Below are 13,762 nucleotides of genomic sequence, written 5' to 3'. Positions count from 1 at the left end.
TTGCCTCCCGGTGCAATAGCTATCTTGCCTCAACAATAAACCTAATAGCCGTACGTTCATCCCCATCGATGTTGACTTCGGTAAAAGCTGGAATCATTACCAGGTCTACTCCATTGGGAGCTATGAAACCACGGGCAATAGCTATGGCTTTAACGGCCTGGTTCACTGCTCCAGCTCCCACGGCTTGGATTTCTGCTTTACCAGTACTACGAAAAACTGCTGCTAAGGCACCCGCCACTGATTTCGGATTAGAGCGCGCTGATACCTTCAGTACTTCCACATGGATTCCTCCTCAAACGGGTAAGCTGGCAGCGGGTAGTACTAGTATATTCGACAGATGTCAGGTAATTCCTGCTTTTGGCATTTCCAAGCCCCGAATCTGCAAACCTACTCCAACTCTACTAAGCCTCGCTCCAGTAAATCTAGCGCCTTGTGAGCAGCATTCTGCTCTGCCTCTCTTTTGCTGCGCCCCTGACCCTTAGCCAAAAGCCTGCCCTTAAACGAAACCCCAATGGTAAAATGCTTGTTGTGTTCAGGTCCTAATTCTTCCAGTACTGTATAAGCGACATTCTGGTGAAACCTTTCTTGAAACTCCTCTTGCAACTTGGTCTTATAATCCCAAACCATACCTGCGCTAGCGTCGTCAATCTTCGCCCCGAAAAGCCTCACCACAAACTCATATGCGGCCTCTAAACCGCCCGCCAGATATACCGCCGCGATTAACGCCTCCATAGCGTCGGCAAGAATCGAGTCTCGGTCCCTACCACCCGACAAAGCCTCGCCCCGACCTAGGAGTATATGTTTGGATAGGCCAATTTCCCTAGCAACGTCGGCTAGCGTCTTTTCACATACTATGCTAGCCCGGATTTTGCTGAGGTTTCCTTCCGAGCTGGTTGGCAGGCGCCGAAATAAGTAGTCGGATACAACTACCCCCAGTACAGCATCCCCCAAGAATTCCAAACGTTGGTTATCCTTACCCTCTACTTCCGGATGTTCGTGGGCATACGACGGGTGAGTCAGGGCCCGATCGACAAGCTCCATAGCAACCGAAGGTATACCGTTAGTAGCAAGGAACCGAGTCAGTTCCTGCGTACGGTCGAATGTCAATCATCTCCACCTCGACTAAAGGCGCCGAAAGGCTAGGACCGCATTATGGCCACCAAAGCCAAAAGAGTTAGATAAGGCTACAGTGATTTTTGCTTGCCGGGCTTGATTGGGCACATAATCTAGATCGCACTCAGGGTCAGGGTATTCATAATTGATCGTAGGTGGTATGACTTCACGTTTAAGTGCAAGGCAGGTAGCAATTGCCTCGATTGCACCGGCTGCTCCTAGCAGGTGGCCCGTAACCGACTTGGTCGAACTGACCTGAAGACGGCGGGCATGATCGCCGAAAACCTGTTTGATAGCTAAGGTTTCGATCTTGTCATTTAAGTCAGTAGAAGTCCCGTGGGCATTAATGTAACCGACTTCCTCAGCCGCTACCCCCGCATCGGTGAGCGCTAGCTTCATGGCCTGGATAGCCCCTTCGCCTTGGGGCTGGGGAGCAGAAATATGGAAGGCGTCCGCTGTGCACCCGTAACCTATCACCTCGGCATATACTTTGGCATTACGCTGCTGGGCATGCTCCCAGCTTTCCAGCACTAAAGCCCCCGCGCCTTCGCTGAGAACAAATCCATCCCGCTCCCGATCGAAAGGACGGCTAGCCCTTTCTGGTTCGTTATTGCGGACGGACATGGCACGCATCGAGCAGAAACCAGCTATCGCCAAGGGTGTCAACGAGGCCTCGCTACCACCGGTGATAGCCACCGCCATCTCTCCCCGCTGAACCGCCCGAAAAGCCTCGCCAATGGCATTGGTTGCCGAGGCACAGGCATTTACCACCGTGAGGTTCGGGCCCTTTAGCCCCAAGACAATGGATATCTGCCCTGCCCCCATATTGGCAATCATCATCGGGATAAAGAAGGGGCTAATCCGGGACGGCCCTTTCGCCTGCAGGACCTGGAATTGTTCCTCGAAGGTTTCGATGCCTCCTACCCCGGTACCAAATATTACTCCAATCCGGGTTAGGTCCTCCCTGTCAAGGTCTAGTCCAGCATCTTCCACAGCCATTTTGGCCGAGGCAACCGCAAATTGGGTAAAGCGGTCCATGCGTCGACTCTCTTTGTGATCAATATACGTATGGGGGTCGAAGTCCTTAACCTCACCGGCGATGCGAGTGGCCATTTGACTGCAGTCAAATCGGGTAATGGGAGTAATTCCGGATTTTCCCTCTACGGCCGCTTTCCAAAAGCTGTCTAAGGTGGAGCCAATCGGACTAACAACTCCCATTCCGGTAACTACCACTCGGTGACTCATAAGGTTTATCCCCTTCTAAAGATTAGGCCGAAGAATCCCGTAGGGGAATCTACGGGATTCTTCTTTAAGTTTCCTTGGTTTTCTCTTTAATGTATTCCACTGCTGCCTTTACCGTAGTAAGCTTCTCGGCGTCCTCATCGGGTATCTCAATACCAAACTCCTCTTCCAACGACATGATCAATTCAACTATGTCCAGAGAGTCAGCATTTAGATCCTCAAACGAAGTATCCATGGTAATCTCATCTTCACTGATTCCCAACTGATCGGCAACAATACTCTTGATCTTTTCAAATATATCCAACTGCGATCACCTCCTTCCAAATTTTGGTTAAAGGGCTAGGCCCCCATCAATCCCCAGAACTTGGCCAGTTATGTAGCTTGCCCAAGGAGAAGCCAAGAATAGTACAGCTCCGGCTATATCCTCGGGCCTGGCAAAGCGGCCTAGGGGGATCATGGATAGGAGCTTATCTTTTTGAGGTTCTGCTAAGCCTTGAGTCATGTCGGTAATCACATACCCGGGAGCAATAGCATTGACCAGAATTCCCCTGGATCCAACTTCCTTGGCCAGGGACTTAGTGAAGCCAATGATACCGGCTTTGGCTGCTGCATAATTCGCCTGTCCGGCGTTGCCGGCCAAACCTACTATGGATGAAATATTAATTATTCTCCCTGACCTTTGTTTAATCATAGGCCTTAGCGCTGCTCGGCAACAGTGATATACACCCCACAAGTTAACCTTTAGGACTTGGTCCCACTCCTCTTCGCTCATTCGGATCAAAAGGTTGTCGGCTCTAATGCCTGCATTATTAACCAAAATATCCAGTCTACCAAATCGAGTCAGGGCAGCGTCAATCAGGCCCTTGGCTTGGTCGGCGTAAGCCACGTCTGCTTGAACAATGGTTGCCTCCCGGCCCCTGGCGCCTATTTCCTTGGCCAGCTCCTCAGCTAGCTGTTGGTTGTGGTTATAACCGATTACCAACCGGCAACCCTGATCAGCCAGGGCCTCAACGATGGCCTTGCCGATGCCACGAGAGCCACCGGTAACTACGGCCACACAACCATCGAGCAACATTTTATCTAGACCCCCTCATCGACGCAAGGGTGCTTTCTAATGAGCGCCTATCCTCAACATTTAAGGTCATCACCCCTGGCACCGTCCGCCGGATCAATCCCGACAACACCTTACCTGGGCCTATCTCTATGAAGGCGGTAACCCCGTTTTCGGCCAATTTCCTGATCTCGTCCTCCCATCTTACTGGAGACGCAACTTGCTTTATCAGATTAGCCTTAATTTCGGCGATTGATTGGACAAAATCGCCGCTAGCATTCATGGCGAGCCCTAGCTGAGGCTCGCTCCACTGCACCTCAGTGAAAGCTTTTTCCAATGCTTGGCTAACGGATTGCATCAGGGAGGAATGAAAAGGCCCGCTGACTGGGAGGCGAACTGTACGCCGGGCCCCCATAGATTTAGCCACTTGCTCAAGTGCCTCCAGGGCCGGGTTTTCCCCAGCCACAACTATCTGCTCCGGGCTATTAAAATTGGCTATCTCTGCCACTCCAAAGCTGGAAACCTCGGTACAAGCCTTCATTGCTTCTTCTCGAGGTAACCCAATTATGGCCACCATTCCACCCCGCCCATGGGGAACAGCCTTCTCCATTAACATGGCCCGAAGCCGGACCAACCTTAGTGCATCCTCCATACCCAATACTCCGGCTGCCACCAGAGCCGTATACTCACCCAGGCTATGGCCAGCTGCGTATTGGGCCTTAACGCCCTCTTTTTGCAACACCGCTAAACAGGCTAAGCTAGTTAAGAGTATTGCCGGTTGCGTATTAGTAGTTAGGTTAAGAGCTTCAGCCGGACCCTGAAAGCATAATTGGCTCAAAGCTTCGCCCAGCGCATGGTCTCCATCTGCAAATACTTTTCGGGCAACATCGTAGCTATCATATAAATCTCTTCCCATGCCTGGGTACTGTGAACCCTGCCCAGGGAATACAAAAGCAACTTTTCCTGACAAACTCTCCCTCCTTCCTGAGTCACTGCTAACGTTAGTGCACCTGCCTTGCTATCTGGCTGTTTACCTGCTGCTCCAAACTCTGCAGGCGCTTGATGATAGTCTCAGCCTCTTCAATTATGTTGGCGATAATGGTGGCGGCAGGCAACACCTCTTTAATCATGCCGCTAACCTGACCGGCCATCAGTGAACCATACTCGATGTCGCCGTCAACTACTGCCGCCCGTAATCTCCCCATGCCTAGCCTTTCCATTTCTTCCCTACTACTGGAGCTTTTTTCCAATGATAAGAATTCCTGAGCCAACTTATTCTTTATGACCCGCACCTTGCTTCCTTCGGGCCCCGTCAGCACTGTATCCCTATCTTTGGCCTTACAAATTGCCTGTTTGTAATTGGGATGGGCTATGCATTCGCTGGCACATAAAAACCTAGTTCCCATTTGCACCCCCGAAGCCCCAAGAGCTAGAGCTGCTACCAGTCCCCGGCCATCTGCTATCCCTCCGGCCGCCACCACCGGGATGTTGACTGCATCCACCACCTGCGGAACCAAGGCCATGGTAGTTATGTCGCCAGTATGCCCCCCGCATTCCATCCCTTCGGCAATGAGAGCATCCGCTCCAGATCGCTCCAGGCGCTTAGCAAGGGCAACCGAAGCTACTACAGGAATGACTACTGCGCCCGAAAGCTTTAAACGCTTGATATCTTTGCCCGGGTTGCCCCCACCGGTAGCAACTACCGGGACTTTTTCTGCTATTAGGACCTCGATTACTTCGTTTACATAAGGCGATTGGTAGTAGATATTGACTCCAAAAGGCTTGGTAGTCAGTTTTTTGGCCTTGATGATTTCTTGGCGTACTACCTGCGGTGGCGCTGAGCCCGCCCCGATGATCCCCAGCCCACCGGCATTGGATACCGCTGCTGCCAACTCCCCGGTGGCTGCCCAGGCCATACCGCCTTGAATAATTGGGTATTCGATGTTAAGAAGCTGACATAACTCCGTATAGAGCACCAACCCTACCTCCCACTACACTTGGTTGGACGGCGGTTGCTTAAACCATTTGAGTACACTGGCCCCCCAGGTTAAACCCGCCCCAAAAGCTGCCAACAAGACTATATCCCCTTGCCGAATTTTTCCTTGCCGAAAGGCTTCATCCATGGCAATGGGTATTGAACCGCTAGATATGTTCCCATATCGGTGAATGTTAACCACTACTTTCTCCATGGGTAAATGCAGCCGGCTGGCAGTAGCCTCGATAATGCGGATGTTAGCTTGATGAGGGATAAAGACGTCTACGGCCTCTGGTCTAAGTCCGCATTTCTCTAATGCTGTTTGGGATGCCTCCGCCATTATCCGAACTGCCGACTTAAACACTTCCGGCCCATTCATGTGAATAGTATGTAGTCTTTGCCTAATGGTTTCTGCGCTCGCTGGCAGCCGTGAACCACCCGCAGGCTGAGTTAAAAATTTGCCTCCACCGCCATCCGACCCTAGATAGATGGACTGGACTCCCCAGTCGCCTTCCACCGCCGACAAGATGCAAGCTCCTGCCCCATCTCCAAAAAGTACGCAGGTATTCCGGTCCTCCCAATTTACAATCCGGCTGAAGGTCTCGGCTCCAATAATGAGGACGTGGTTATAGACCCCGTTTTCAATAAACTGACTGGCTACAGCCAACCCATAGAGAAAGCCTGAGCAACCAGCTTCAAGGTCGAAAGCAGCCGCGGATTTTGCCCCAATGCCATCCTGCACCAAACAGGCCGTGGCTGGAAAGGCCATGTCCGGAGTTACGGTGGCCACCAAAACCAAATCAATGTCTTCGGGTTTAAGCCCGGCATCGGCAATAGCCCGGATGGAAGCTACGCGGCAAAGATCGGAAGTGGCTTCTTCGGGAGCCGCTATTCGCCTTTCCTTGATTCCCGTACGCGTGCTAATCCATTCATCACTGGTATCTACCATCTTTTCCAAGTCCGAGTTGGTCAGAATTCTAGCCGGCACGTATGAACCGAGCCCAGTAATAGCAGCCCTTCTACTGTTTTTGGATGGCAACTTCACCGTCTCCTTGCAAAGATCCGCCTTCGCATAATCTCTCTACCAACTTCTGCTCCACGCAGTCAACCGCCACCTTAATGGCGTTAGTGATGGCTTCATGCTTTGATGAACCATGGCAAATAATACTTATACCATTTACCCCAAGCAGAGGTGCACCACCATAATTGCTGTAATCAAACCGCGCCCGCAGCTGTCTCAGCTGCGCCAAATCCACCAGCTGCCCAGCTGCGCTGTCGACAAAAAACTCTCCTATCAGCTTTAGCAGGGTCAAGCTGACGCCTTCTATCACCTTAAGGACAATGTTGCCGGTGAAGCCATCGCATACCACGACATCAGCCGCACCCTCCATTAGGTCACGCCCCTCTACATTGCCAACAAAGTTGAGCCGAGAAGCCTGCAACAGCTGATAAGCTTGTTTTACCGTCTCAGTTCCCTTGTTCTCTTCGCTACCAATATTGAGTAGAGCTACTCGAGGTTGGCGACAACCTAGAATCAGCTCTGCATACTTGCTCCCCATCAGAGCAAATTGCCAAAGGTTCTCAGCACTCGACTGAGTATTGGCCCCCGAGTCTATCAGAACCAATGGATTACCTAAGGTAGGAATGACCGTGGCTATGGCCGGGCGTTTGATGCCAGGCAAACGGCCCAAACATAGAAGGGCGCTGGCCATCTGTGCTCCGGTGCTACCTGCAGATACCAACGCCTCTGCCCTACCTTCCTTTACCAGTTGGGTGGCGACCATGATGGAGGAATCATTCTTTTTGTGAACGGCATAAGCTGGAGCCTCTGATCCAGATATTGACTCGCGAGCATCTATCACGGATATGGAACCGGCCGGACCAAGTTTACGTAGCAAAGACTCAAGTTCAGGTCGGTTGCCTACCAGGAGTATCTCTGCGATTTCTAGTCTGGCTGCCTCTAGCGCCCCCTTTACTATTTCCAAAGGGGCATAATCTCCTCCCATGGCATCAACTGCTATGCGCATAGTTCCCCCCTCCTAACCCTTTTTCGGCCATGGCCACCACAATAAAGTGGCCTTTGAACACTAGATCATTCTTGACCCGCGATTGCACTGATACTAGGAAACTTGAAGCCTTCTTTACTTTTACTACAGCCTTGGCAAACACTCTTTCACCCAAAAAAACCGGTCTCTTAAAGCGCACCCTAGCGCTACCAGTCAGTACAGAACTAGCATCAATTATGGCCACAGCCAGAGAATTGGCCTGGGCAAAGAGGTAGTGCCCTCGGGCCACTCCGGATTTCTCCAAAACCATTTCTCGGGTGACCTCCAAGAGAGAAATACCAGAGACCCCTAGGTTTAAGTCCACCAATTCCCCAATCAGCTCTCCCTTTTGGAGCGAACGAACCCGTTGGTAGGCGCTAGTTGCCAAATCGCGGACCCTTACTCTGAGCTCAGGAATGCCCAGTGCAAGTCGGTCAAGCCGAATAGTCTGCACTGATACTCCCAGTGCCTGGGCTAGTTCCTCGTCAGTAACAAAAGGATCCTCGTCCAGGCGTTGCAGTAGGTGCTTTTGCCTTTCCGCCTTATTAAAGCAACTGTTGTTCATGGTCACACCTTATAAAGGCAGGTATTAGTAGTAGTATAAGGTACCAGGTACTAATTGACAAGTAAAAAGAATAAGCCAGTTTACGCCAGCTTATTCCATAATTGGATCTTATTCTATTTAACCTGAAGGACTTCGCGTTCCTTGTAAAAACCACAGTTGGGGCATACACGGTGCGGCAGTTTAAGCCCGTGACATTGTGGGCATTCTACCAACTTGGGGGCTCCTACCCTGCTAACAATAGAACGTCTCTGGTTTTTTCTTGCGCGTGATTGTCTCCTCTTAGGTACACCCATTTTTCATTCTCCTCCAGAAAAGCATATACTTCCGGCTGGGGCGCTGATCCTTCAGCACCGACTTGCTGCCACGTATAGCACTAAGTCACCTCGAGACTAAATACCGAACACTCCTGCGGGATTTTCTCTGCAGTTCCGCAGCGTGACCCCACAGATACTAGCTCTCCAGCTCCCTGCCCAACAACTGGCGTAGGGTTGCCAGCCGAGGGTCCAGCTCTTCATGACTACAGTCACAGTTTCCCCGGTTTAGGTTGGTGCCACACATAGGACACAACCCGCGGCAGTCCTCTCGGCACAACACCTTCATCGGTAAATTGAGCATTAGCGAAGCGGTTAAAGACTGGCTGAGATCGATGGTATCTCCTTTAAAGGGATGAACCTCGTCACCGCCACTAAACCCAAGAGTTTCGGCCGTACTTTTTACTAGCTCCCATTCGCCCTCGCGGTAGAAAGCCTCCCGGTAATCAACCGACAGCGGAACAGTTACAGGTTCAAGGCACCGGCCACAAGCAAGCTCAACCTTGGTACGCAAAGTACCTGTAACTACGATTAGCCGGCCTTCCTTCCTCACTTGAACCTCGCCCTGCAAAGGCTCGAGCATTAATATGCTGCTGCCATTTACTTCGTGCAAGTCGAGCTTGGCTGAAACTAGCACGTTAAGCTGCCCTTGCCCACCGGCAAGCATTCCAGCCACGGGGATCCTCGCCGACATTGATAGTCCTCCTTGATAAAACCTCACTTATTATAGGTAAGGCTACTATGGCCTGTCAAGGAATGCGCGGTTTCTAACTACCCCTGCCCAGCACCAGAGCTAGCGAATTCTTGCAAGCGTCTACTCAGTTTTGCCTAGGCATATGATCTAAAGAAACGGGGGGCAAGCCAGGTTGCCAAAGACGATAGCCCAAATCGCTCGTGCTGCCTTTTGGGTTTTTCTGGCCACTATCATGTTTGCTCATCCCCACGAGATCTTCCATGCTTCCCGGCAGGGCTTGAAGGTCTGGTGGGATATCGTGCTTCCAGCCCTGCTACCTTTTATGATCACCTCGGAACTACTGATGAAAATGGGTATAGTCAAATTACTTGGATTCTTACTTGAACCGTTCATGCAATTGTTATTTGCATTGCCAGGCACAGCAGCTCTAGTAGTATTGGTTGGCTTTACCTCGGGAGCTCCCATCGGTTCAATCCTTACTGCCAAGCTAAGAAAGGATGGCCTTCTCACCCGCACCGAAGCCGAGAAGCTGATGAGCTTCACTAGCAATGCTAGTCCCCTCTTTGTTTTTGGGGCTGTAGGTACGGGAATGCTGGGCAATCCCCAAGCAGGGGTGCTCGTAGGTGCCTGTCATTATTTGGCCAATTTAACCTTGGGTTTGTTTTTGCTCCGCTTTCATGGCCGTCAAAATCGTCCCCAAACGTCTGCCCAGCCTAGGTTGGCCGCCGCGCTCAGCGAAGTCTTGTCCAACCAAAGCCCCGTGGGTCAGCTATTAACCGAAGCCGCCCTGGCTTCCCTACGATCTTTAGCCAATATTGGTGCCTTTATTACCTTGTTTGCAGTAATTCTCGAGAGCCTACGTCTGACCGGGATTCTCCACGTTATCTCCCTGCCGCTAAGCCAGATAGCCATGGGTTTGGGTTTCCACCCGGATCTATCCCAGGCTTTGGCAACAGGACTTTTCGAGATTACATTGGGTTGCAAGGCAGTCGCAACCGCGGGAACGAATCTGACGCAAAAACTACTATCCATTGTGATGATCCTGGGCTGGGGAGGAATATCCATCCATGCTCAGGTAGCTAGCGCCATTAGCGGAACTGATATCCGTCTATGGCCCTTCCTGCTGACCCGCTTAGCCCATGCCGTGATTTCCTTCGGGCTAATGCTAGTTTTGCTTCCAACAGTTGCCCAGCCAGTCGGGACTTATGTACCCATTTTTCATGCTTGGTACTGGGCCTTAGCCTCCTTGGCTCTGCTTGTAACCGCACTAGCAGTCCTAGCGTTCATAGGGTTTATAAACTACCTAAGGGGTGCAGTATCTTGGCTGTACATTTCCCGGCGACTCAGGTTCTAGGCGCTTTCCCGGGCGTTGCCCCCCATGGGGCTACTGCCTTCCAGCTCTTGGCGCCCCCGCTTGACCACAGCTAGGGTTTTTTCCAAATGGATCTCCAGTTTTGCCAACAAATCATCGGCATATTGGTTAGCTCCTTGGCGAATCTCCTGCGCCACTTGCTGAGCTTTGCTTAAAATTTTGTCCGCCTTATCCTTAGCTTCTTTGGTCAACGCATTCTCTTCCAATAGCTTTTCTACTTGCGCCTGGGTGAGGTTTTTAATCTTCTCGGCTTCCTGCCTGGCTTCAGCCAACACCTTCTCCCGTTCGCGAAGAATGTACTGGGCCTCCCGAATTTCAGTGGGTAAAGCAGCCCGAATCTGATCCAAGACTTCCAAGCATTCCTCCACATTGACCATGGACTTATTGGTAAAAGGAACCTTTCCGCCGCCCGACAGACATTTTTCCAGCCGGTCAAGCAACTCATTGATCTCCACCGTTGGCGTCACCACCTTCTTTATCTTGAACGTACAACTTGATCACTGTATCCCCATATCCATAAATACCTTGGCTTGTCAAGCATCCTATTTGGTCGGGAAAATGCCTCCGCTTGTCAGCTTCAATTATCACTCTCCCCTCGGGAGAAAGAAGCTCTAGCTTGCCGATTGCATCCATGACCTGTAAATACAAGTCGCTTTTGTAAGGCGGATCAATGTAGATAAAGTCAAATACTTGCCCTTGGTGGTGTAAAGTAGCGAGGCCCCTAAGTACGTCTGAGTGGTAGATCCGAGCTCGGCCAAGACAGCCAACTTTGGCCAGGTTTTCCCTTATTACTCGGACTGCCTCAGGATAACTCTCAACAAATACGCTGATTTTCGCTCCCCGGCTCAGCGCTTCTATGCCCATTATACCGGTTCCCGCGAAAAGATCTAAAACGCGAGCCTCCCTGATCCCGGTGCCAACGATGTTAAATACCGCTTCCCGAACCCGCGCCGAGGTGGGCCTAAGCTCGTGACCACCCAAACTCCGGAGCATTCTTCCGCGAAACTCTCCACCTGTAACCTTCATAATTAACCTCATAAATATTTGCTAAGCAGGTATATTATCTCAAAACAATGTCCATAATAGTGCTTGGTAAAGCAAAATGGCTTTACCGAAGAGCTTAGTGGTTATTTCAAAATAACCCTCCCCCATGAGCTCTTCCTCCGGTTTCTCCTCTCCCAAGTAAGTGGGGCGAAAAGCCCCACTTACTTTTTAAGGACATTTTCACGCTTACTTATGTTACAGGGGCTTGGGCACCTTTTGTAAGCGCTGGGCTTGATGCATCAACCTCTTTTGGCAGGTTTCGCATATATAGCTAGCTTTAGGGTTTTGGGCCAGTTTTTGATAATCCTTATGGGTCTTAGGTAAATCTATGGTGGAACCACAAATCCTGCATTTAGCTTCCATGGACGCAAACTCCCGAGATTGTATTTTGTTGCCTTGGGCTAATTATAGCATAAAATCCAAAGTTTTCGCTTATCATAAGCCCAGAGCTCAGGATTAAGAAGGGTGGGTTACGTGGAAAATCAGGTTGGCATAGATCAGTTGTCCGTATACCAGTTGTTGGGGATTAATTTGGATCTGGCTTTGGAGGCCCATGATCTCTTACGGGGAGCTACGCGAAGGGAAATCCCCGGCGTCAAGGAAGACAAACAGCAACTACCATTTGGAACTATTACCACCATCACCATCCTGAATCAAGCTGGGGCCCAGGCGCTAGGTCGACCTCCCGGCACCTACATCACTTTGGAGGCTCCAGCCTTGCGGGAGGATAACCCTGAAGTTCACGACCAAATTATCGACGCTTTAAGCAACCTCATAAGGCAGCTGATGGCCCCGTTAAACCTCCCCGTCCAAGCTGGCATTTTGGTTGTCGGTCTAGGCAATTGGCAGGCTACCCCCGACGCTCTAGGGCCAAAGGTTACGGATTCCGTGGTAGTTACCCGCCACCTCTTTCAGTATGCCCCGCAAGTGGTCACCCCTGGCTTGCGCATGGTAAGCGCTATTGCTCCCGGGGTATTGGGGTTGACAGGAATTGAAACCGCAGAAATCGTCAAAGGAGTGGTTAACGACATTAAACCGGCGCTAGTGATAGCCGTTGATGCATTGGCTGCGGGTGACCTAAACCGGATTGCTTCTACCATCCAGATTTCTAATACCGGCATTAACCCGGGATCGGGAGTGGGTAACTACCGTACGGGTATCAACCAAGAAACGCTAGGAGCTCCAGTAATCGCTATAGGTATCCCCACTGTAGTAAGTGCAGGAGTAATCATTTATCAAGCACTGCAGCAACTAGCTCGCATGTCACCAATGCTCGCCTCGCAGGTTAACCCAAATTCTGTCCAACGGGTAAGCGAACAAGTGCTTCAACCTTTTGGAGGATCTCTTACCGTGACCCCCAGGGAGATTGATGACCTAATTGAAAGAACTTCCGATATCGTGGCTTCGGCACTTAATCAAGCTTTACACCAGCCGGCCCAGCAGGCTGCCTCGCTTCCTCGTTGAGGAATTAGGATGGCATCAAAAGGTTATACTAACCGTGGCCGCTGGAGTACGGGAAAAGATAAGTGGAGAAGCAGGCTCCCAATCAGAGCCCGCTTCTCTCGAGTACTTAGCTACCTGGTACCAGCCGTGGTACCGAACCCGGCTCCAGCGGTTCCAGCCAATTGCTGCTCATAAGCCTGAATCATCTTTCTCACCATATGACCTCCCACGGCTCCGCACTGACGCGAGGGAAGGTCACCCCAGTAATCACCAGCTTGCACGTTTACCCCGATTTCATTGGCAGTTTCGTACTTAAAACGATCCATAGCCGCACGCGCTTCTGGGATTAGTACCCGGTTGCTTCTTTGTCCTTGGCCCACCGTTTTCACCTCCTTTTTGTGTTGTATCCATAGTATTACTCACACTTATAGTTCTATGCCGTAAAAATATAGCATTCGTGCTATACGCATATGATATATTGTTTGCCTATACTTTTCCGCCATGTTTTTCTATGATATCCTTAATCTGGTTAACATTTTGTTCCTTGGTAACCACAGTCAACAAGAAACTCTTGTCACCGATGAAATTGCGGTTGGCTGACATTCCCCCCGCCGAAGGATCCGCGTTCATAAGTATCCTGGCATCCAGGTCTTGCCATTGGTCTCGATCCGCTGAGTAAAGAGTGAGTCCGGTATTGGTATCCGCTTGCCCAGCAATGGGATTATTTAGCTCGGTATCGGAGGTTACCCCGTAAAGGCTGGTACGGTCCAACTGGGCTGCCCCTAAATCCTTAGTCTTGATCTCCTTTAGGGCTCGCTCAGCATCGTTGCTGTTGGAGAAGTTTGCCAATAGGGATATTTCCCCGCGTTCCAGCTTCATTTACCCTCACCTACTTCCTCTAGGGTAT

General features: G+C 50.9%; 19 protein-coding genes. 2 read left to right on the top strand and 17 right to left on the bottom strand.

The features are described from left to right. Window positions 1–19: 19 nt before the first annotated feature. The 12 genes from H5U02_04770 to H5U02_04715 all read right to left on the bottom strand — a co-directional run bounded on the left by H5U02_04770 (window position 20) and on the right by H5U02_04715 (window position 8,996). Window positions 20–280: a stage V sporulation protein S gene (locus tag H5U02_04770; protein MBC7341746.1), complete on the bottom strand. Its 261-nt coding sequence runs from the start codon at window positions 278–280 to the stop codon at window positions 20–22. A 107-nt stretch (window positions 281–387) separates the two neighbouring features. Continuing rightward, window positions 388–1,041, bottom strand: a complete 654-nt coding sequence (gene rnc / locus H5U02_04765) for a ribonuclease III (protein MBC7341745.1) — start codon at window positions 1,039–1,041, stop codon at window positions 388–390. Between the two features lie 81 nt (window positions 1,042–1,122). Continuing rightward, the gene (gene fabF, locus H5U02_04760; GenBank protein MBC7341744.1) at window positions 1,123–2,358 is read right to left on the bottom strand and encodes a beta-ketoacyl-ACP synthase II; all 1,236 of its coding nucleotides are present in this window, start codon (window positions 2,356–2,358) and stop codon (window positions 1,123–1,125) included. A 64-nt stretch (window positions 2,359–2,422) separates the two neighbouring features. Beyond that, window positions 2,423–2,659: an acyl carrier protein gene (acpP, locus tag H5U02_04755; protein ID MBC7341743.1), complete on the bottom strand. Its 237-nt coding sequence runs from the start codon at window positions 2,657–2,659 to the stop codon at window positions 2,423–2,425. 27 nt (window positions 2,660–2,686) lie between these two features. Next, window positions 2,687–3,430: a 3-oxoacyl-[acyl-carrier-protein] reductase gene (gene fabG / locus H5U02_04750; GenBank protein ID MBC7341742.1), complete on the bottom strand. Its 744-nt coding sequence runs from the start codon at window positions 3,428–3,430 to the stop codon at window positions 2,687–2,689. A 1-nt stretch (window position 3,431) separates the two neighbouring features. Further along, window positions 3,432–4,376: an ACP S-malonyltransferase gene (gene fabD, locus H5U02_04745; protein MBC7341741.1), complete on the bottom strand. Its 945-nt coding sequence runs from the start codon at window positions 4,374–4,376 to the stop codon at window positions 3,432–3,434. A 31-nt stretch (window positions 4,377–4,407) separates the two neighbouring features. Then, window positions 4,408–5,382, bottom strand: coding sequence for an enoyl-[acyl-carrier-protein] reductase FabK (gene fabK, locus H5U02_04740; protein ID MBC7341740.1), 975 nt, complete (start codon window positions 5,380–5,382; stop codon window positions 4,408–4,410). 15 nt (window positions 5,383–5,397) lie between these two features. Next, on the bottom strand, window positions 5,398–6,420 hold the full coding sequence (locus H5U02_04735; GenBank protein MBC7341739.1) for a ketoacyl-ACP synthase III: 1,023 nt from the start codon (window positions 6,418–6,420) through the stop codon (window positions 5,398–5,400). Next, window positions 6,401–7,408, bottom strand: a complete 1,008-nt coding sequence (plsX, locus tag H5U02_04730; GenBank protein ID MBC7341738.1) for a phosphate acyltransferase PlsX — start codon at window positions 7,406–7,408, stop codon at window positions 6,401–6,403. Before plsX ends, H5U02_04735 begins: the two co-directional genes overlap by 20 nt. Then, window positions 7,392–7,991 carry a transcription factor FapR gene (gene fapR, locus H5U02_04725; protein MBC7341737.1) on the bottom strand — a complete coding sequence of 200 codons (600 nt, stop codon included), beginning with the start codon at window positions 7,989–7,991 and terminating at the stop codon, window positions 7,392–7,394. Before fapR ends, plsX begins: the two co-directional genes overlap by 17 nt. A 113-nt stretch (window positions 7,992–8,104) precedes the next feature. Beyond that, window positions 8,105–8,284: a 50S ribosomal protein L32 gene (rpmF, locus tag H5U02_04720; protein MBC7341736.1), complete on the bottom strand. Its 180-nt coding sequence runs from the start codon at window positions 8,282–8,284 to the stop codon at window positions 8,105–8,107. Window positions 8,285–8,441: 157 nt separating this feature from the next. Next, window positions 8,442–8,996 (bottom strand): DUF177 domain-containing protein, encoded by a 555-nt coding sequence (locus H5U02_04715; GenBank protein ID MBC7341735.1) that lies wholly within the window; start codon window positions 8,994–8,996, stop codon window positions 8,442–8,444. 172 nt (window positions 8,997–9,168) lie between these two features. On the opposite strand from H5U02_04715, the gene H5U02_04710 reads away from it, so the two are divergent. Continuing rightward, window positions 9,169–10,350, top strand: a complete 1,182-nt coding sequence (locus tag H5U02_04710; GenBank protein ID MBC7341734.1) for a sporulation integral membrane protein YlbJ — start codon at window positions 9,169–9,171, stop codon at window positions 10,348–10,350. Here H5U02_04710 and H5U02_04705 read toward each other — a convergent pair. The 3 genes from H5U02_04705 to H5U02_04695 all read right to left on the bottom strand — a co-directional run bounded on the left by H5U02_04705 (window position 10,347) and on the right by H5U02_04695 (window position 11,775). Beyond that, window positions 10,347–10,823 (bottom strand): ATPase, encoded by a 477-nt coding sequence (locus H5U02_04705; GenBank protein MBC7341733.1) that lies wholly within the window; start codon window positions 10,821–10,823, stop codon window positions 10,347–10,349. The genes H5U02_04710 and H5U02_04705 overlap by 4 nt on opposite strands. Beyond that, complete coding sequence (rsmD, locus tag H5U02_04700; GenBank protein MBC7341732.1) at window positions 10,810–11,394, bottom strand: 16S rRNA (guanine(966)-N(2))-methyltransferase RsmD; 585 nt, start codon at window positions 11,392–11,394, stop codon at window positions 10,810–10,812. The genes H5U02_04705 and rsmD overlap by 14 nt, the downstream gene beginning before the upstream one ends. A gap of 213 nt (window positions 11,395–11,607) precedes the next feature. Continuing rightward, on the bottom strand, window positions 11,608–11,775 hold the full coding sequence (locus H5U02_04695; GenBank protein MBC7341731.1) for a DUF2197 domain-containing protein: 168 nt from the start codon (window positions 11,773–11,775) through the stop codon (window positions 11,608–11,610). Between the two features lie 129 nt (window positions 11,776–11,904). On the opposite strand from H5U02_04695, the gene H5U02_04690 reads away from it, so the two are divergent. Further along, a complete protein-coding gene (locus H5U02_04690; protein ID MBC7341730.1) occupies window positions 11,905–12,876 on the top strand; it encodes a GPR endopeptidase in 972 nt (323 codons plus the stop codon). Window positions 12,877–12,986: 110 nt separating this feature from the next. Here H5U02_04690 and H5U02_04685 read toward each other — a convergent pair whose 3' ends face one another. Both H5U02_04685 and H5U02_04680 read right to left on the bottom strand, forming a co-directional pair. After that, window positions 12,987–13,235 (bottom strand): alpha/beta-type small acid-soluble spore protein, encoded by a 249-nt coding sequence (locus H5U02_04685; GenBank protein ID MBC7341729.1) that lies wholly within the window; start codon window positions 13,233–13,235, stop codon window positions 12,987–12,989. A gap of 106 nt (window positions 13,236–13,341) precedes the next feature. Further along, window positions 13,342–13,734: a hypothetical protein gene (locus tag H5U02_04680; protein MBC7341728.1), complete on the bottom strand. Its 393-nt coding sequence runs from the start codon at window positions 13,732–13,734 to the stop codon at window positions 13,342–13,344. Between the last annotated feature and the right edge of the window lie 28 nt (window positions 13,735–13,762).

The organism is Clostridia bacterium, from assembly GCA_014360065.1.
Classification (GTDB): domain Bacteria; phylum Bacillota; class DSM-521; order Neomoorellales; family JACIYF01; genus JACIYF01.
The sequence above is the reverse complement of the archived record's forward strand: the minus strand, read 5'-3'. Positions and strand labels throughout refer to the sequence as shown.

What these genes read in the sequence shown, in the direction of transcription:
- fabF (MBC7341744.1), bottom strand. Translation starts at nt 2,358, where the DNA reads ATGAGTCACCGAGTGGTAGTTACCGGAATGGGAGTTGTTAGTCCGATT.
- fabG (MBC7341742.1), bottom strand. Translation starts at nt 3,430, where the DNA reads ATGTTGCTCGATGGTTGTGTGGCCGTAGTTACCGGTGGCTCTCGTGGC.
- fapR (MBC7341737.1), bottom strand. Translation starts at nt 7,991, where the DNA reads ATGAACAACAGTTGCTTTAATAAGGCGGAAAGGCAAAAGCACCTACTG.
- H5U02_04695 (MBC7341731.1), bottom strand. Translation starts at nt 11,775, where the DNA reads ATGGAAGCTAAATGCAGGATTTGTGGTTCCACCATAGATTTACCTAAG.
- rnc (MBC7341745.1), bottom strand. Translation starts at nt 1,041, where the DNA reads ATGGAGCTTGTCGATCGGGCCCTGACTCACCCGTCGTATGCCCACGAA.
- plsX (MBC7341738.1), bottom strand. Translation starts at nt 7,408, where the DNA reads ATGCGCATAGCAGTTGATGCCATGGGAGGAGATTATGCCCCTTTGGAA.
- rpmF (MBC7341736.1), bottom strand. Translation starts at nt 8,284, where the DNA reads ATGGGTGTACCTAAGAGGAGACAATCACGCGCAAGAAAAAACCAGAGA.
- H5U02_04715 (MBC7341735.1), bottom strand. Translation starts at nt 8,996, where the DNA reads ATGTCGGCGAGGATCCCCGTGGCTGGAATGCTTGCCGGTGGGCAAGGG.
- H5U02_04680 (MBC7341728.1), bottom strand. Translation starts at nt 13,734, where the DNA reads ATGAAGCTGGAACGCGGGGAAATATCCCTATTGGCAAACTTCTCCAAC.
- rsmD (MBC7341732.1), bottom strand. Translation starts at nt 11,394, where the DNA reads ATGAAGGTTACAGGTGGAGAGTTTCGCGGAAGAATGCTCCGGAGTTTG.